The organism is Pseudomonas sp. NFACC56-3, assembly GCF_900100025.1.
GTDB classification, from domain to species: domain Bacteria; phylum Pseudomonadota; class Gammaproteobacteria; order Pseudomonadales; family Pseudomonadaceae; genus Aquipseudomonas; species Aquipseudomonas fluorescens_AA.
Genome location: NZ_FMTK01000015.1, coordinates 113,783 through 132,732 on the forward strand (window position 1 = coordinate 113,783; position 18,950 = coordinate 132,732).

Consider the following 18,950-nt stretch of genomic DNA (forward strand, 5'->3'; position numbering starts at 1 on the left):
TTGTCACGTGGCCCTGGGCATCCAGCAGTTGATCGAACTGGGCGAATTGCTCGCAGACCGGGCACTGGAGAACGTCGACCCACGCTAACCGATTCACCACGCCCCGTGACGAGGGAGCTTGCTCCCGCTGGGCGGCGAAGCTGCCCCAAATGGCCTGGCGCGGTCTTGCAGGCAGACCGCGCCGGCTGGTTTTACGACGGCTGCGCCGCCGAGCGGGAGCAAGCGCCCTCGCCACAGCGAGCTGCTCCGAGCCCATCAGGGTGTCCATCAGCCAGTTTCACACCGACCACTCGTCTTAAACCCGCCCTCACCTGTTAGCTCTGACAGTAGCCAGTTTCCCCGCCCTGGCGTGTGATAACCGAGCCAAAGCGGCTCACGTCCCGTCACCTGCCAGGAGAAGCCAATGGATATCCAATCCTCCACCTTGGACGAATTATTCGTCCTGTACCCTGTGATTATTCCGGGTTGGGTCACTCCGGTGAAGCCTGCCGGCCTCGCCGATGGTGGGATTCCCAAGAGCCTTTACGACGACCAGCCTCAGGGCCTGAGGTGCCTGATTGACCCTTGGACGGAGCTCAAGCGTCATTCCTGGACAATGGCGGCGGATGATCGCGCTGACTTATACGTCAATGACGATCCCACTCCTGTCGCTGGCAAAACCGTAGAATCGGGACAGGAACAAGATCGCATCACCTTGCACATCCCTAATGGGCATCTAATTCACGGGGTCAACAGGCTGCATTACAAAGTGACCCGCCCCAGTGAAAATGCCGTGCCCTCCAGGGACCTATTCGTCCTGTATCACCTGCGGGCACCGGGTGACCCAGCGCCAGACGGCCTTGATCTGGTGATCCCGCCCGATGTCGTCCGCGATGGGGTCAGCGCCGAGCGGGCGGCGCAAGGGGTGGAGTTCGGTTTCAACTACAGCAACCGGCGCGACTATGACCGCATTCGCTTTTTGTTGGGCAATGCGACCATTGATTGGGAAATAACCGACAGCTCGCTACCGGCGGTGAAAACCCTCTTTACCGATGCGTTCCAACAAGCGGGAGACGACCCCAATACGGTGGCCGAGTTTGTGGTTTTCGACCAGTTGGGCAACTTCAACCGGTCACCGGCCAAACGCCTGAATATCCACCTGAACCAACTGGCCCCACCCGTCATCACCTCAGTGAAAGATGCCAAGGGCGACGATGTTCCAGATGGCTCAAGCACCGAGGAGACCGCTGTCACGCTCAGTGGCACCGGCGCTAGCGGTCAGCGAGTGGACATTTTTGACGTCTTGGATTTCAAAGGTAGCACCTTTGCCATCGGAGGCACTTGGACCCATGCCGTCATCGGCTTAGACATAGGCCACCACAGCTTTACCGCCAAGGGGATTTACGGAACCGAGCCGGTGTCGCAACCCTGGACGTTTACCGTCGGGACCTCCGATATCATAGACACATCTCCCCATGTGTTTAAGCAAGCCATCTACACCACCAGCAACTTCGCGCCGAAAAATCGCTACTACGACCTGGAGCGAAAGCCTACCGGTGGAACGCCCCCGTACACCTACAGGTCCAGCAAGCCCAGTGTTGCTACAGTCGATGTCGATGAGGGCGGCGTCCTGGTCAAAGGGTCCGGTAGCACCACCATCACCGTTCGCGATAGCGCAGGGAAGACTTCAAGCTACGATGTCCAGGTCTTCTCGGTCCAGGACGTTATTTTCAATAACGGGAGCGCCTACATGGATGCACGGGAAGCCAATACCTGGGCTGCGCCATACATCCAGAACGGCGGTGCCAGACCTGGGCCTCTTTGGGGCACTTCGCTGAAAACGCGCTTTGAAATAGGGAGCGAGTGGCTATATCCAACGGCCTGGATTTGGGCGCCACCTCCCCTTTCCCCGAATAGCCAATGGGGGTATACCTCATTCCCCTCCGACATCGTGAACTTTACCGACAACGCCACGCAGTTCGCGGGAAGGGCCCTGATTTGTATGCGGGTCAATGGATAGTACTAGCCGGATGGGTGAACAGCTCGCTCCCACATGGGATCTGTGTAGGCGCCGAATTTGTGGACATGGCGATCAAGATTTATCGCGAGACCGAGCAGCCCCAATTTGAAATATAGAAAACCCGCCCTTTCCACTCAGGAAAGGCGGGTTTTGTCGTTTCAGCCTCAGCTCACACCGTATCCACCTTCAGCGAGTGATCATTCAACATCCCATTGATGATGGTCGCCGTGTCCGCTCCGCCGATGATTCCCCCCGCGCCAGGCGCGACGCCGTAATGACTGGCGAGGTTGACGCCGGCCAGGTCGATGGTCTGGTTCGGCGTGGCGCCGGCAATGGCGCTGACGTCGATGCTGGTGATGACCGACGCCCCGCTGCCGCTCACGCTGAAATGCAGGTAATCATCCAGTGACGCCGCGCTGCCATTCTCCCCTTGCAACAGCTGGGACAGGTCGAGCTTGTCGATGCCGGGCGTGAAGTCGGTGATCACGTCGTGGCCATTGTTGCCCGCCAGCCATTGGAAGGTGTCGGCGCCGCTGCCGCCAGTGAGGGTGTTGTTGCCCAGGCCACCGATCAGCAGGTCGTCGCCGCCACCGCCATTGAGCACGTCATGGCCCAGACCACCGTCGAGGCGGTTGCTGGCCCCGTCGCCGGTGAGGGTGTCGTTGAAGTTCGAGCCCACGAGGTTTTCGATGTGGCTCAATGTATCGGTGCCCGCGCCCAGGGTGTTCTGCGCCGCCAACAGGCCCAGGTTCACCGTGACTGCCGACGTGGCGTGGGCGTAGCTGACGGTGTCGTTGCCCGTACCGCCATCGAGCAGGTCGTTGCCCGTGCCGCTGTAGAGCAGATCATTGCCTGCCCCACCGTTCAGGGTGTTGTTGCCCGAACCGGCACTGAGTACATCGTTGCCGTCGCCGGCGTTGAGGATGTTGTCGCCGTTGCCAGCCAACAGCACATCGTCGCCACTGGTGCCCGTCAGGGTATGGCCCGCCTGATAGCTGATGCCTACCGCTGCGCTGTCGCTGCCGCCGTGGTTGTCGCTGGCGGTGTAGCTGCCGTGGTAATCCGGTGTTTTGTCTTGCGCCCCGGCATAGTCGACGGTGAGGGTCAGTTGATAGTTCTCCGCCGCGTTGGAATTACCGCCGCCGGGATTGGCGATGTTGGTGACGTGGATCTGGTAATTGCCATCCGCTGCCGCAGTGAAAGAAGCCCCGTCGTTGATCGCAATGAATGGCCCGCCGTTGAGTGAATACTCCAGCGCAATGTGACCGGCCGACAGGTTGTGGTCCAGGGTGAGGGTTTCGCCCTGTTTGAGGCTGATGTTGAGCCGGTCTTCATCGTTGGTGTTGTTATTGGACACCATCCCCAATGCACCGCTGACCACCAACATCGCCGTCATGCTCGCGGTATTGGCGACGAAAGCGCTGCGGCTGAGGTTGATCGACTGCACGTTGTTGCCGGTGAAGCTGGCCGTGCCGGTGCTGCCGGTGAAGTCCGCGCCTTTGGCGACCCAGCCGGTATTGAAACTGGTGGGTGAGGCGGTGAGCGGATCGCCGTTGGCGTCGCTGTCGTTACCCAGCAGCAACTCGCCCGGGATCACGATGTTGCCCGACAGCACGTTGGTGATGATGTTGTCGTCGGCAGCGATCGGTGGACTGTTGGGCACGACGTTGATCACCAGGTTGGAGCTCGCCAGGTCACCGTCATGGTCGCTGACGGTGTAGCCGATGTGCTCGGTGATCAGGGTGCTGGTGGCCGTCTGCGACGTATAGCTGAATGCACCCGTGTCGAGGTTGACCACCAGGGTACCGTCGTGGGCGGTGGCGATGCTCAGCGTGTTGCCAACAGTGTTGAACGTGCCGTGATTGGCCCCGCCACTGGCGGTCAGCGCACCTTGCCCACCGTTGGCCGCCGGGTCATAACTGTACGTGGTGCCATCGACCACCAGGCTCTTGATGAAGCCGCCATCGGCGCCGAACGAGCCCCCCTCGCCCAGCAGGTTGCCGGTGACCGGCGCGCCTTGCACGGTACCGGAAAGCACCGAGTTGAGCTGGTTCAAGTCGGTGACCACCACCGCATTGGTGTCGGTGTGCGTGCTGCCGTCATAGGCCAGCGGGTCGAGATTGACGTTTCTGGCGCCGCTGCCCAGGCCGACGGCGTAATTCTTGATGCTGTTGGCATCGAGAAAGGCTTTCCACGCAACCTCGTCCGCCGAGCCGATTTCGCCCAAGGTCGGCTTGCCATCGGAGAAAAAATAACCAATGTTCTGGGCGCCGGTCAGTTGTCCGGGGGTTGCGAACGCCGTCTTGGCCATCGCCACGGCCGCATCGTAATTGGTGTCACCGTGCGCGTTCAGCGCGGCGATCAGCGTCTTGGCGGTTGCCACGTCCACCCACACGGCACTCTGGTCGGTGGCACTGCCGCTGAAGGTCACCAGCTGGACTTTGACGTCGCCCATGTCGTCGTATTTGTCGAGCAAGGCGCTGATCGCCTGTTTGGCCAGATCCATACGCGAGAGCCCCGGCACGCCGGAATCGTCTTTCATGCTGCCGGACACATCAAGCACGATCAGCAGGTTCGAATCGATCTCCACCGCCGTCACCGAACGCTCGGACGCGATGGCGGTAGGCACGTCGTCGACGATGCTCACCACCAGATTGCCCGTGACGGTGTTGCCCAGGGAGTCCTTGGCCTGGTAGGTGAAACTTTCACTCAACACGTTCGGGCCGTCGTTGGCGGCGGGCGTCGTCGTGGCTGGCGAGGTCAACGTGTAGGTGTAGGAACCATCCGGATTGAGCAACAGTTGGCCATGGGCACCGACGCCATTGCCCACCAAGGCGAAAGACACGGCGCCCGTTGCCCCGGTGACAGACCCCACCAAGGTGCCCGTGGCGGTTTCACCGGAGGCACTCGGGTCACTGCCGGTGACGGTGCCGGGGGCCAGGTCCTGGCCGTCCTGGTTCAGGTCGAGGGCTTTTTCGTAGACGGTCACGTCATGGTCGGTTGCTGCGACGAGGCAGCTGTTGTGCACATCGATGGTGATGGTCGTCGTGCTTTCATCGCCATCGGCATCGCGCACGGTGTAGGTGAACACATCGGTGGCGCCCGGCGCGCCGACGGTGTTCGGGTTGCTGTGGTAGACGGCGTTGCCGTTGGCGTCCAGGGTCAGGTAGCCGTAGGTGCCGTTGATCTGGGTATTCAAGCCACCGATGGCTGGGTTGGTGGTGTCGTTGCCGGCACGCACGCCGATGACTGCACCGCCGTCGGCACCGAGTACGTCGTTGTCCAGCACATTGCCATTGACCGTCCCGCCCTCCACCACCGAGGCGACATCGCAGTGAGCCTTGGGCACGTCGTCGACGATGTCGATGACGATGGTGCTGGTCACCGTGTTGCCCAACGAATCCGTGGCCTGATAGGTGAAGCTTTCGCTCAACACGTTCGGGCCATCGTTGGCGTGGGGCGTGGTGGTGGCTGGCGCCGTCAGGGTGTAGGTGTAGGTACCGTCGGAGTGCAGCAACAGTTGACCGTAGGCACCTGTGGCATTGCCCACCAGCGCGAAGGTCACTGCGCCCACAGCACCGCTGATCGAGCCAACGAGGCTGCCGCTGGCGGTTTCGCTGGTGGCATTCGGGGCGCTACCAGTGACGGTGCCGGGGACCAGGTCCTGGCCGTCCTGGTTCAGGTCGAGGGCTTTTTCGTAGACGCTGATTTCGTGGTCCGGTGCGGCGACCAGGCAGCTGTTGTGCACGTCGATGGTGATGGTCGTCGTACTTTCATCGCCGTCGGCATCACGCACGGTGTAGGTGAACACATCGGTCGCGCCTGGGGCGCCGACGGTGTTCGGGTTGCTGTGGTAGACGGCGTTGCCGTTGGCGTCCAGGGTCAGGTAGCCGTAGGTGCCATTGATCTGGGTGTTCAAGCCACCGACGGCAGGGTTCGAGGTATCGCTGCCGGCGCGTACGCCAACCACCATGCCACCGTCCGCGCCAAGCACGTCGTTGTCCAGCACATTGCCGTTGACCGTGCCGCCTTCCTCCACCGAGGCCAAATCGGCATGGGCCTTGGGCACGTCGTCAATAATGTCGATGACGATGGTGCTGGTCACCGTGTTGCCCAACGAGTCCGTGGCCTGGTAGGTGAAGCTTTCGCTCAGCACGTTCGGACCATCGTTGGCGGCGGGCGTCGTCGTGGCCGGCGAGGTCAGGGTGTAGGTGTAGGAGCCGTCGGGCTGAAGCGACAGTTGACCGTAGGCACCGGTGGCGTTGCCCACCAGCGCGAAGGTCACTGCGCCCACGGCACCGCTGATCGAGCCGACGAGGCTGCCGCTGGCGGTTTCGCTGGTGGCATTCGGGGCGCTGCCGGTGACGGTACCGGGGGCCAGGTCCTGGCCGTCCTGGTTCAGGTCGAGGGCTTTTTCGTAGACGCTGACTTCGTGGTCGGGTGTGGCGACGAGGCAGATATCGTGGACATCGATGGTGATGGTGGTGGTGCTTTCATCGCCGTCGGCATCGCGCACGGTGTAGGTGAACACATCGGTCGCGCCTGGGGCGCTGACGGTGTTCGGGTTGCTGTGATAGACGGCGTTGCCGTTGGCGTCCAGGGTCAAGTAGCCGTAGGTGCCATTGATCTGGGTGTTCAAGCCGCCGATCGCCGGGGTCGAGGTGTCGTTGCCAGCGCGCACGCCAATCACGGCACCACTCGCGGCCGGCCCGTCGGCACCGCCTTCGTCGTTATTCAGGACGTTGCCACTGACTGTCCCGCCCTCATCCACCGAGGCGGAATCAGCATGGGCGGTCGGCAAGTCGTCGACGATGTTCACGTCCAGGTTGCCGTTGGCCGTGGTGCCATTGTCATCGGTGACCACAACGGCGAACTGTTCGCTAACACTGTTGGCGCCGTTGGCGTTTGGATGGGCTTCATTGTCCAGCAGCGTGTAGCTGTAACTCACCACACCGGTGCTGGCGTTGTAGCCAGTGATGGTCAGGGTGTTGCCGAGCGCGGTGGTAATCGATTGCGGGAAACCGGCCGCCACGCCGCCGGTGACGACATTGATACCGCCCACGCTCAGGGTCTGCACACCGTCCAGCGCGGTCACGGTGAACGTGCCGTTTTGAGTCAGGGCCGGTGCGTCCGGGCTGCTGCCGTCGCTGAGGTTTTTTTCCTGGACCGTCAGCTCACCACCTTCGGTGTCGAGGCCGGTGATGATCACCGGGTCGTCGTTGTTGTGCACTTGCAGCACCAGGTTCGCGGTGCTGGTGTCGCCATCGGCGTCGGTGAGGGTGTAGGTGAAGGTTTCACTGCCGTTGCCGCCGCCATGCAAGCCTTTGAAATCGGCATCGGCGCTGTTGAGGGTGTAGGTGTAGGAACCGTCGGCGTTGAGCACCAGGGTGCCGTAGGTGCCGGTGAAGGTGCCGGGCGTGATTGGGCCGGACGCCACATGATCCGCACCTTGGGTGTCGTTGGTCAGCACGCTGCCGGTCAGGGTCAGGTGGGTTTCCGAAGCCGTACTGGCGTTGCTGTCATCCACGGCTTTAGGCAAGTCGTCGACGATGTTCACGTCCAGGTTGCCATTGGCCGTGGTGCCGTTGTCATCGGTGACGACTACGGTGAATTGCTCGCTAACGCTATTGGCGCCGTTGGCGTTTGGATGGGTTTCGTTGTCCAGCAAGGTATAGCTGTAGCTCACCACACCAGTGCTGGCGTTATAGCCAGTGATGGTCAGGGTGTTGCCCAGCGCGGTGGTAATCGACTGCGGGAAACCCGCCGCCACGCCGCCGGTAACGACGTTGATGCCGCCCACGCTCAGGGTCTGCACACCGTCCAGCGCGGTCACGGTGAACGTGCCGCTTTGAGTCAGGGCCGGTGCGTCCGGGCTGCTGCCGTCGCTGAGGTTTTTTTCCTGGACCGTCAGCTCACCACCTTCAGTGTCGAGGCCGGTGATGATCACCGGGTCGTCGTTGTTGTGCACTTGCAGCACCAGGTTCGCGGTGCTGGTGTCGCCATCGGCGTCGGTGAGCGTGTAGGTGAAGGTTTCACTGCCGTTGCCGCCGCCATGCAAACCTTTGAAATCGGCATCGGCGGTGTTGAGGGTATAGGTGTAGGAACCGTCGGCGTTGAGCACCAGGGTGCCGTAGGTGCCGGTGAAGGTGCCGGGCGTGATGGGGCCGGACGCCACGTGATCCGCACCTTGGGTGTCGTTGGTCAGCACGCTGCCGGTCAGGGTCAGGTGAGTTTCCGAAGCCGTACTGGCGTTGCTGTCGTCCACGGCTTTAGGCAGGTCGTCGACGATGTTCACGTCCAGGTTGCCGTTGGCCGTGGTGCCGTTGTCATCGGTGACCACAACGGCAAACTGTTCGCTGAGGCTGTTCGCGCCGTTGGCGTTTGGATGGGTTTCATTGTCCAGCAGCGTGTAGCTGTAGCTCACCACCCCAGTGCTGGCGTTATAGCCAGTGATGGTCAGCGTGTTGCCCAGCGCGGTGGTAATCGACTGCGGGAAACCGGCTGCCACGCCGTCGGTGACGACGTTGATACCGCCCACGCTCAGGGTCTGCACACCGTCCAGCGCGGTCACGGTGAACGTGCCGCTTTGAGTCAGGGCCGATGCGTCCGGGCTGCTGCCGTCGCTGAGGTTTTTCTCCTGCAACGACAGCTCGCCACCTTCAGCATCCAGGCCCACCAACACCACCGGATCATCATTGTTGTGCACTTGCAGCACCAGGTTGGCGGTGCTGGTGTCGCCATCGGCGTCGGTGAGCGTGTAGGTGAACGTCTCGGTACCGCTGCCCCCGCCATGCAACGCGACGAATTGCGGGTCGCTGGTGTTCAGGGTGTAGGTGTACGTGCCGTTGGGGTTGAGCACCAGGGTGCCGTAGGTGCCGGTGAACGTCCCACCAATGATCGGCCCGCTGTCGGGGCCGGTGGGGATCCGGTCGGCACCCTGGTGGTCATTGGGCAATACGTTGCCGGTGAGGGTGACCTGGGTTTCCGACGCCGTGCTCGCGTGGCTGTCGTCGATCGCCTGGGGCACGTCATCGGTGATGTTGACGTCCAGGGTGCCGGTGGCCGTGTCGCCGTCGGTGTCAACGGCCACCACGGGGAACTGCTCGGTAATGTTATTGGCACCGCCGCCGGCAGGATGGGTTTCATTGTCCGTCAGGGTGTAGGTGTAACTGACCACCCCCGTGGTCGGGTCATAGCCCGTGATGGTCAACGTGTTGCCCAGCGCCGACGTGATGGTTTGAGGAAAGCCTGCGGGCACGCCGCCACTGATCACGTTGATGCCGCCGATGCTCAGGCTGCTCAGGCCGTCAGGCGCGGATACCGTGAACGTGCCATTTTGCACCAGCGCCCCCGGATTGCTGGCCGAACCATCGGCCAGATTGGCCTCGTTGGTGGTCAGTTCGCCGCCCTCGACAGTGACCCCGTCGAGGGTCACGGGGTTGTCCGGCGTCTCAGGGGTTACCGGTGGGGTTGCATCATCGCCGGTATTATCCGGGTCACCGGCCAAGCGTAGCTGGGGAAATTCGGGAATCCCGTTGAACCCGGCCGTCGGGAAACCGATCAGCGGATCGACCTCCCCGCCCACTTCTTCCAACAGCACAAAACTGTGCCCACCGCCTACACCGCCCGGGTTGCCACCTTCAGGTCCGGCGGCCGTGGCTTCGCCGGTCTGGGTCGGGTCGGCACCGGCGGCGATGGCTTGCTGCAGCTTTTGCACATCGGTCAGTTGCGCGTCACTCGGCGGCGTCGTGTCGGGCGTGTCGACATGAGGCGCATGCTTGGCCAGCAGCTGCGGGGTCAGGGTCAGGTTGCTTTCGCGGCCCAGGGTCAACGACTGGCCGTTCTGCAGATGCACAGCCACGGCCCCTTCGGCACCGGTGACCAGGTGTTCGCCGGCATAGAGCCGATCGCCTTCGACCAAAGGCCGCCGCAGGCCACCGGCCGCTTCTGCGAAAACTTGCCCGACCACTTTGCTGACGATACCGATGAGCGCTGCCATGTGCATTTCCTCCGTTGCCGACCGCAATCGGCACCTGTCTGGGTGAAGAATTCGTCCTCAGGTTTGGCGACCCAAAAGCTGGAAAATCTGCCAGCTTTCGCGGAAGTAGAAGGTGCTGGCAATTCGCCTAAACGACAAAAAACCGTCACAAAAAACCGCTTCTCACATCGCCCTTTCGGCACTTCTTCACGTCGCTTAAAAATCTGCATGAAACTTTTATTGACGCCTAAAAGCCGTCAGAACCCGCATATTCAAAGGCTTTCGCTTTGAACAATGTGCCGGTTTTTTTCAAGTTCATAAGTTTTTTTCGGAATAAGCCTTATGAGAAATTCTTCTTAGGTTTTGCTCAGGATGTTCTTAGCTGTGTTGTTACAAGGTTGAAACGGTTTTGATCTTAAACACGTCAATATTTTGGCGACAAGCGAAGCACTACAGACCTCAGGAGATGCACCCCATGCGCGTTCTAACCCCCCTCTGCAGCGCGGTTTTGCTGGCCATGGCCTGCTCTTCTCAGGCGCAGGCCATGTCATTGACCGAGGCGATCCAGAGCACCATCGCGACTCACCCGGAACTGGCACAACGGGTGGACAGCCGTCTGTCGGCCAATGAAGACGTCAAGGTCGCCAGAGGGGGCTTTTTCCCATCGGTGGATCTGAATGCCGGTTACGGCCGTGGCTACAGCGACAACACCAACACCCGTGCCCTGGGCAACCACCACACCAATATCCTGACCTACACCCAATCGGAGCTGCGCCTGCGGCAGATGATCTTCGACGGGTTCAACACCGCCAATGAAGTGCAGCGCACCCAGGGCGTGGTCAATTCCCGGGCCTATTACGCCCAGGGCACCGCCCAGGATCTGGCGCTGCGTACCATCGAGGTCTACCTGGAAGTGCTCAAGCGTCGTGAGTTGGTGACGCTGGCCAAGAACAACCTGCAGGCGCACCTGCGGGTCAACGACCAGATCGGCCTGCGCACCGAGCGTGGGGTGGGCAGTACGGCCGACTCCGACCAGTCCAATGCCCGTCGGGCCCTGGCGGAAAACAACTACGACACCGCCCAGGTGGACCTGGCGGACGCCGAGGCGAACTTCTACAGCGTGGTCGGGCGCATGCCCGATGAGCTGGAGGCGCCGCCCTCGACCAAAGGCGAAATCCCCGCCGACCTGCGCGAAGCCCAGCAAAGCATGGTGGATAACAACCCGTACCTGAAATCGGCCCAGGCCGACATACAGTCGGCCGAGAGCCAATATGAAGTGGCGAAATCGCCGTTCTACCCGCGCTTCGATGCCGAAGCAGCGGTGGGCGCCAACAACAACCTCGGCGGCGAAGAAGGCCACGACAACAACTGGCGTGTGGGGGTGGTGATGAACTACAACCTGTTCCGCGGTGGCAGCGACAAGGCACGGCTGGCGTCCAACGCCCACCAGATCAACCAGGCCATGGACATCCGCAACAACGCCCTGCGCCAGCTCAACGAAGACACGCGCCTGGCCTGGAACGCGATGCTCAACGCCCGCAAACAGACCCCCACCGCCCGCGAATACGCCGACACCACCGCCCGTGTGCGCGCCGCGTACCAGGACCAGTTCGGTCTCGGCCAGCGCACCCTGCTCGACCTGCTCGACAGCGAAAACGAGCTGTACAACGCCAACCGTCGCTACACCGAAGTGCGTTACACCGAGGAGTACTCGATGTACCGGGTACTGGCGAACATGGGCCTGCTGTTGCACAAACAACGGATCGTGCTGCCGGCCGATGCGGTCGCGCAGACCGAAGTCAAGAATCAGGCACGGCTGCCGGAACTGAAGTAGCCCCCTCCAAAAAAAACGGGAGCGAACACTGTGACCAGCATGGAACCCACAACCCTCGGCGTCGATCCGCGCCTGAACTTCGATGATCCCTTGCTGGACGGCCTGTTGATCCTCTGCAAACTCCATGGCGCGACGGTCAGTCGCGCCAGCCTCAGCGCCGGGCTCCCTATGGCGCACCAACGCTTGAGCCTGGACCTGCTGCCCCGCGCAGCGGCCCGGGCGAGCTTGCAGGCGCGATTGTTGCGTCGTGAGCTGACGGACATCTCCCCCCTGAACCTGCCGGTGATGCTGATCTTGGCGGGGGGGCGCTGCGCGGTATTGCGGCGCTGGGGCGAGGATGGCAAAGCGCTGATCCTGCCCAGCGAAGCCGATGGCGGCGAGCAGTGGGTCAGCCGCGAGGAACTGACCACCGATTACAGCGGCCAGGCGCTATTCGCCCGGCCTCGCCATGAACTCGAAGACCTGCGCGCGCCCCTGGTGCCGAGGGTCGAGGCGTGGTTTCGCGACACCTTGAAATTGTCGCGCTGGCTGTACAGCGACGCGATCCTGGCGAGTTTCCTGATCAACCTGCTGGGGCTGATGGTGCCGCTGTTCGTCATGCAGACCTACGACCGCGTGGTGCCGAACCAGGCCACGTCCACCTTGTGGGTGCTGGCCGTGGGGCTGTTGATCGGCACCGGCTTCGAACTGGTGCTGCGGGTGGTGCGCGCCCATCTGCTGGACACCGCCGGCAAGAAAACCGACGTGATTCTGTCCGCCACCCTGTTCGAACGCATCACTGGCATGGCGATGAAGGCCAAGCCGGTGACCATCGGCGGCTTCGCCCAGAGCATCCACGACTTCCAGGGCCTGCGCGAATTCCTCACGGCGGTGACCCTCACCAGCCTGATCGACCTGCCCTTCGCCCTGCTGATGCTGGTCGTGATCGGCCTGCTGGGCGGCTGGCTGGTGGTGATTCCCGTGATCGCGTTTCCGATCACCATCGTCTTCGCCATGATCATCCAGGTGCGCCTGCGCGACACCGTGCAGAAAAGCCTGGCCCTCGGCGCCCAGCGCCAGGCATTGCTGATCGAAACCCTCGGTGGCCTGGAAACCCTCAAGGCCTGCAGCGCCGAAAGCGAGCGCCAGCATCAATGGGAAAGCACCCATGGCGCCCTCACCCGCCTGGACAGCCATGCGCGCAACCTCTCGGCACTGGCGACCAATGGCACGTTATTCCTGCAACAACTGGCGGGCATGGCGACCATCGTCGCCGGGGTCTACAGCATCATTGCCGGCAACCTCAGCGTCGGCGCGCTGGTGGCGACCTACATGCTCGGCAGCCGGGTGCTCGCCCCGCTCGGGCAGATCGCCGGGCTGATCACCCGCTACCAGCAGGCCCAGCTCACCATGCGCAGCACCGATGCCTTGATGGCGCTGCCCCAGGAGCGCGACGCCAAGCAGCGGCCCCTGGACCGTACCCAATTGCAGGGTGCCCTGGACGTCAGCGGCGTGACGTTCCACTACAACGGCCAGAGCACCCCGGCGCTGGCCAATATCAGTTTCAGCCTCAAGCCCGGCGAACGGGTCGGGATCATCGGCCGCAGCGGCTCGGGCAAGAGCACCCTGGCACGCCTGGTGATGGGTTTCTATGCACCGGAGGAAGGCCAGTTACTGCTGGACGGCCTGGATCTGCGGCAACTGGACGTCGCCGACCTGCGCCAACAGATCGGCTACGTCGCCCATGACCTGCCGTTGCTGGCCGGTAGCCTGCGGGACAACCTCACCCTCGGCGCCCGCTACATCAGCGATGCGCGCATGCTGGAAGTGGCAGAACTGACCGGTGTCACCGAACTGGCGCGCCAACATCCTCAAGGTTTCGACCGTCCGGTGGGCGAGCGTGGGCAGTTGCTGTCCGGCGGCCAACGCCAAGCCGTGCTGCTGGCCCGGGCCTTGTTGCTCGACCCGCCGATCCTGCTGCTGGACGAACCCACCAGCGCCATGGACAACAGCAGCGAAGACGTCCTGCGGCAGAAGCTTCACCCCCATGTACAGGGCAAGACCGTGCTGCTGGTCACTCACCGCACCTCGATGCTGAGCCTGGTGGACCGGTTGGTGGTGCTGGATAACGGCCGGATCGTGGCGGACGGGCCGAAGGATGCCGTCATCGATGCATTGCGCAAGGGACGGGTAGGCTCTGCGGCGGTTTAACAACCGACACCACACCTGTGGCGAGGGAGCTTGCTCCCGCTGGGCTGCGAAGCAGCCCCAAAGCCATTCACTCGATTGTGTCAGACGGACCGCATCGACAGGCTTTACGACGGCTTCGCCGCCGAGCGGGAGCAAGCTCCCTCGCCACAAAAGCAGCACCCCGCTCTTTTCTAAAAAGCAGCGACCGGCTCCATTTCACTCAACTGACGGGTACCGCCCATGTCTGCTCAAACACCGGATTCAGCCGCCCGAAGCTACTTCGGCAGTTTCAGCAAAAGCGCCGAAAGCGAGTTCATGCCGGAAACCGCCGGCGCCACGCTGCAGGATTCGCCCCGGCGCTCGCGGGTTACCGTGTGGCTGGCCGCCGGGTTGATCATCACCGGGCTGGTCTGGGCGAAGTTGGCGGTCTTGCAGGAAGTCACCACCGGCGAAGGCAAGGCGATTCCGTCGAGCAAAGTCCAGGTGATCCAGAACCTGGAGGGCGGCATCGTCACCGAAATATTCGTGCGCGAAGGCCAGATGGTGAACAAGGGCGACACCCTGCTGCGCCTGGACGACACGCGATATCAATCGAACAAGGGCGAGAGCGAAGCCGACCGCTATGCCTTGACCGCCCAGGTCGAACGCTTGTCGGCCGAGGCCGAGGGCCGGCCCTTCAAGCTTTCAGCGGAGGTGATCGCCAAGGCCCCGCAAGTGGCCGAGGACGAGCGTTCGCTGTACGAACAACGCCAGCGGCGCCTGGCCAGCGAACAACGGACCCTGACCGAACAACTGCGGCAGAAGACCCAGGAGCTCGCGGAATTTCGCTCCAAGCAAGGCCAGTTCAGCTCCGCCCTGGCCTTGTTGCAGGAAGAAATGAACATGTCCGCGCCGCTGGTGCGCACCGGGGCGGTGTCGCCGGTGGAGATCCTGCGGCTCAAGCGCAGCGCGGTGGAAATCCGCGGTTCGCTCAACGCCACCACCCTGGCGATTCCCCGGGCCGAATCGGCGATCAACGAGATCAAGAGCAAGATCGACGAATCGGAACAGACCTTCCGCTCCGAGGCGGCCAAGGACCTCAACGAGAAACGCACCGAACTGTCGAAAATCACCGCCTCGAGCATCGCCATCGACGACCGCGTGACCCGCACGACGGTGGTCTCGCCGGTGCATGGGGTGATCAAGCAACTGAAGGTCAACACCATCGGCGGCGTGGTGCAGCCGGGCAACGACATGGTGGAAATCGTGCCCCTGGAAGACAACCTGCTGATCGAAGCCAAGGTCCGCCCCCAGGACGTGGCCTTCCTGCACCCGGGCCAGAAAGCCATGGTCAAGTTCAGCGCCTATGACTACACGATCTATGGCGGGCTGAGCGCCAGGCTCGAACTGATTGGCGCCGACACCATCACCGATGACAAGGGCAACAGCTTCTACCTGATCCAGGTGCGCACTGACAAAAACCACTTGGGCGGGGATGCCAAGCCGTTGCTGATCATTCCGGGAATGGTGGCGACGGTGGATATCATCACCGGGGAGAAAAGTGTCCTGGATTACCTGCTCAAGCCGGTGTTGAAGGCGCGGACCGAGGCGATGCGTGAGCGGTAGTTCTGGTTTGAATCTTCAGTGAATGTTCTATCGCATTCGCGAGCAAGCCCGCTCCCACATTTGATCACCTGTGGCCGCAAATTCAGTGTTCATACAAATCAACTGTGGGAGCGGGCTTGCTCGCGAAAGGGCCTGCGAGAACAACCACTATTTTCCAGCATGATTACGCTGATAGGTCTGCTCCCCCATCGCCACAATCTGCCCCTCGATCAAGGCCTCGAACGGCCTCAGCAACGCCTCGAAACTCGCCGGCGCTTCCAGGACCTGCAACGCCTGGACAATCGCCTCCACCGTCGACAACGCCCCCGGCCCGGGCGCCTTGCGCAAGCGGTAACGGGACACAGCACCTTCGGCCAGGGTCACCCTCGGCAATGCCGCCAGCAGCGGGTTGAGGTGCAGCAGCTTGCGCGCCTTGCGCCAGGTGCCATCCGGGACGACCAGCAGGATCGGCTCATCGGACGGCGCGCGGGCCTGCAACGGTTGCGCCTCGTCGCCGGGAAACAACAACCGCGCCTGGTAACCCGGTTGATCGAGCAACCGGGGCAGATCCTCGAACACCTCACCCACGATCAACTCGGCATTATTGAGCCCCAACGCCGCCAGGCGGGCGGTGTTCAAGGCATGGTTCACTTCGCTGGGATGCTGCAATAGCAAGACGCGGGTGCGGCTGTCGAGTCTGGGGATCAGCGGGCACAGGCAATGGCTTTGTGGCCTGTGGCAACGCGGGCACTGGATTCTGGACATGGTCAGGCCTGGTTCAGTTGAGCTTTGAGCAAATCACGGAACGTCTGGATCAGCGGCTCGCGGCTGCGACCGCGGCGCACGATCATCGAAAACGGTGCCTGATAGCCGAAGGTCGCTGGCAGCAGCACGCGCAGGTCGCCCCTGTCGACCCAGGCCTGGGCGTAGTGCTCAGGCAGGTAGCCGACGTAGGCACCGGACAGCACCAGGATCAACTGCGCCTCCATGCTCTCCACCGTCGCCGCGCTGTGCTTGAAGCCGTGGCGGGCCAGTTCGGCCTGGCTCCAGTAACCGCGCCCGACCATGCGTTGCTGGGTGATGACCTGCTCGGGAATGCGCCGCTCGTTGAACAACGGGTGACGGTTGCTGCAATACAACCAGTGCTGCTCACGGTACAGCGGCATGTAGACCAGCCCGCTCATGCGCGTGGAAAACGCACCGATGGCCAGGTCCAGGCGGTTGTCCTGCACGCCGAGTTGCAGCTCGTAAGGGCTCATGACCGACAGATGCAAATGCACCGCTGGATGTTCCTGGCTGTAGGCACCGATGGCTTCGGCGAACGGCAAGGCCTTGTCGCTGACGGTGGAGTCGATCACCCCCAGGTTCAACGTACCGCGCAGCTCCCCCTTGAGCGCGGCGGCGTACTGCTCGAACCCTTCGAGCTCGCCCAACAGGCGCAGGGTTTCCTGATGGAACAGCTCGCCCTTGCTGGTCAGGCTGAACCCGCCCCGGCCGCGATGACACAGCACCAGGCCCAAGGCCGATTCCAGCTGGCTCATGTAGGTGCTGATGGCCGACGTGGACAGGTTGAGCTCGTGCTGGGCATTGGCGAACCCCTGGTGCCGGACCACGCTGACGAAAATGCGCAGCAGTTTCAGGTCGGGTAGAGCGTTGGCCATCAGATACTCCTGAACTCAAGGGACATCGAACTTGCAGAGCTTTTGCGGCGAGGGAGCTTGCTCCCGCTCGGCGGCGCAGCCGTCGTAAACCTGTCGCTGCAATCTGCCTGACGCACCGAGGTGATTGGTTTTGGGGCGGCTGCGCCGCCCAGCGGGAGCAAGCTCCCTCGCCACAGGGGCACCATGTCCCCCAGACCACACGGGGTCTGCACGGGTTAGAAGTCTATCGCCCCGCCCGCCATTAGTTTAGAAAAATCTGAACTAAGTATTTGCCCCCAGCGATTCTTCACGGCAATGGCTTTTCGCAGAATCGGCCCCTGATAAATAAAACCGCGATGAGGCCCTACCCGTGGACAAGACTCTTCACCAACCACTGGGCGGCAACGAAATGCCGCGCTTCGGCGGCATTGCCACCATGATGCGACTCCCCCATTTGCAAACCGCTGCCGGCCTGGACGCGGCCTTCGTCGGCGTGCCGTTGGACATCGGCACCTCCCTGCGCGCCGGCACCCGTTTCGGCCCTCGCGAGATCCGTGCCGAATCCGTCATGATCCGCCCCTACAACATGGCCACCGGCGCCGCACCGTTCGACTCACTGTCGGTGGCGGACATCGGCGACGTGGCGATCAACACCTTCAACCTGCTGGACGCGGTGCGGATCATCGAAGAGTCGTACCACAAGATCCTCGAACACAACGTCATCCCCCTGACCCTGGGGGGCGATCACACCATCACCCTGCCGATCCTGCGGGCGATCCACAAGAAACACGGCAAGGTCGGCCTGGTGCACATCGACGCCCACGCCGATGTGAACGACCACATGTTCGGCGAGAAAATCGCCCATGGCACCACCTTCCGCCGCGCCGTGGAGGAAGGCCTGCTCGATTGCGACCGAGTGGTGCAGATCGGCCTGCGGGCCCAGGGCTACACCGCCGATGATTTCAACTGGAGCCGCAACCAGGGCTTTCGCGTGGTCCAGGCCGAAGAGTGCTGGCACAAATCTTTGGCGCCGTTGATGGCCGAAGTGCGCGAGAAAGTCGGCGGCGGCCCGGTGTACCTGAGCTTCGACATCGACGGCATCGACCCGGCCTGGGCGCCCGGCACCGGCACCCCGGAAATTGGCGGCCTGACCACCATCCAGGCGATCGAAATCGTCCGGGGCTGCCAGGGCCTCGACCTGGTCGGTTGCGATCTGGTAGAAGTCTCACCGCCATACGACACCACCGGCAACACCTCGCTGCTGGGCGCCAACCTGCTGTACGAGATGCTCTGCGTACTGCCCGGCGTGGTGCACCGCTGAAGGTGCGGCCATGAACGATCGAGATCAAATCCTCAAGGCCGCCGCCGAGCTGGTGTCGGCCTTCGCCCGCAATGACCGCGACGCCTACTTCGGTGCGTTCACGGCCGATGCGAGTTTCGTGTTCCACACCCTTGAACAGCCCCTGCTGTCACGCAATGCCTACCAGGCATTGTGGGATCGCTGGCGGTCCGAGGATGGCTTCGAGGTGCTGAACTGCACCTCGAGCAACGCCTTCGTCAGCCGGCAAGGGGACGTGGCGATCTTCATCCATGACGTGGCCACCGAGCTGCGCATGCAAGGGGAGCTTCACCGTAGCCAGGAGCGCGAAACCATTGTGTTTCGCCAAGAACAACAAGGCCTGTGGCTGGCCTGTCACGAACATTTATCCGCAATACCGGAAGGGCTGCCATCCCCTTAGTAACAGG

The 18,950-nt window shown here is 62.5% G+C and carries 9 protein-coding genes and 1 pseudogene; 7 read left to right on the forward strand and 3 right to left on the reverse strand.

The annotated features are described in order from the left end of the window. Positions 1-4: 4 nt before the first annotated feature. Positions 5-88 (forward strand): annotated as a pseudogene (locus BLO80_RS30715) (DUF6124 family protein); the annotation flags it as partial. A 315-nt stretch (positions 89-403) separates the two neighbouring features. Beyond that, a complete protein-coding gene (locus BLO80_RS19800) occupies positions 404-1,999 on the forward strand; it encodes an Ig-like domain-containing protein (RefSeq protein ID WP_092340963.1) in 1,596 nt (531 codons plus the stop codon). Between the two features lie 169 nt (positions 2,000-2,168). Here BLO80_RS19800 and BLO80_RS19805 read toward each other — a convergent pair whose 3' ends face one another. Further along, a complete protein-coding gene (locus BLO80_RS19805; protein ID WP_092334039.1) occupies positions 2,169-9,998 on the reverse strand; it encodes a retention module-containing protein in 7,830 nt (2,609 codons plus the stop codon). A 454-nt stretch (positions 9,999-10,452) separates the two neighbouring features. Here BLO80_RS19805 and BLO80_RS19810 point away from each other — a divergent pair, with 454 nt between their 5' ends. The 3 genes from BLO80_RS19810 to BLO80_RS19820 all read left to right on the forward strand — a co-directional run bounded on the left by BLO80_RS19810 (position 10,453) and on the right by BLO80_RS19820 (position 15,585). After that, positions 10,453-11,811 carry a TolC family outer membrane protein gene (locus tag BLO80_RS19810; RefSeq protein ID WP_072412345.1) on the forward strand — a complete coding sequence of 453 codons (1,359 nt, stop codon included), beginning with the start codon at positions 10,453-10,455 and terminating at the stop codon, positions 11,809-11,811. 30 nt (positions 11,812-11,841) lie between these two features. Then, on the forward strand, positions 11,842-14,001 hold the full coding sequence (locus BLO80_RS19815; protein ID WP_092334041.1) for a type I secretion system permease/ATPase: 2,160 nt from the start codon (positions 11,842-11,844) through the stop codon (positions 13,999-14,001). 219 nt (positions 14,002-14,220) lie between these two features. Next, positions 14,221-15,585 (forward strand): HlyD family type I secretion periplasmic adaptor subunit, encoded by a 1,365-nt coding sequence (locus BLO80_RS19820; RefSeq protein ID WP_092334043.1) that lies wholly within the window; start codon positions 14,221-14,223, stop codon positions 15,583-15,585. 147 nt (positions 15,586-15,732) lie between these two features. Here the strand turns inward: BLO80_RS19820 and BLO80_RS19825 are convergent, their stop codons facing one another. Next, the gene (locus BLO80_RS19825) at positions 15,733-16,329 is read right to left on the reverse strand and encodes a tRNA-uridine aminocarboxypropyltransferase (RefSeq protein WP_092334045.1); all 597 of its coding nucleotides are present in this window, start codon (positions 16,327-16,329) and stop codon (positions 15,733-15,735) included. A 2-nt stretch (positions 16,330-16,331) separates the two neighbouring features. Next, on the reverse strand, positions 16,332-17,225 hold the full coding sequence (locus BLO80_RS19830) for a LysR family transcriptional regulator (protein WP_092334047.1): 894 nt from the start codon (positions 17,223-17,225) through the stop codon (positions 16,332-16,334). 349 nt (positions 17,226-17,574) lie between these two features. On the opposite strand from BLO80_RS19830, the gene speB reads away from it, so the two are divergent. Further along, positions 17,575-18,525: an agmatinase gene (speB, locus tag BLO80_RS19835; RefSeq protein WP_072412353.1), complete on the forward strand. Its 951-nt coding sequence runs from the start codon at positions 17,575-17,577 to the stop codon at positions 18,523-18,525. Between the two features lie 10 nt (positions 18,526-18,535). Beyond that, positions 18,536-18,943: a YybH family protein gene (locus tag BLO80_RS19840; RefSeq protein WP_092334049.1), complete on the forward strand. Its 408-nt coding sequence runs from the start codon at positions 18,536-18,538 to the stop codon at positions 18,941-18,943. The last annotated feature ends 7 nt before the right edge of the window (positions 18,944-18,950 follow it).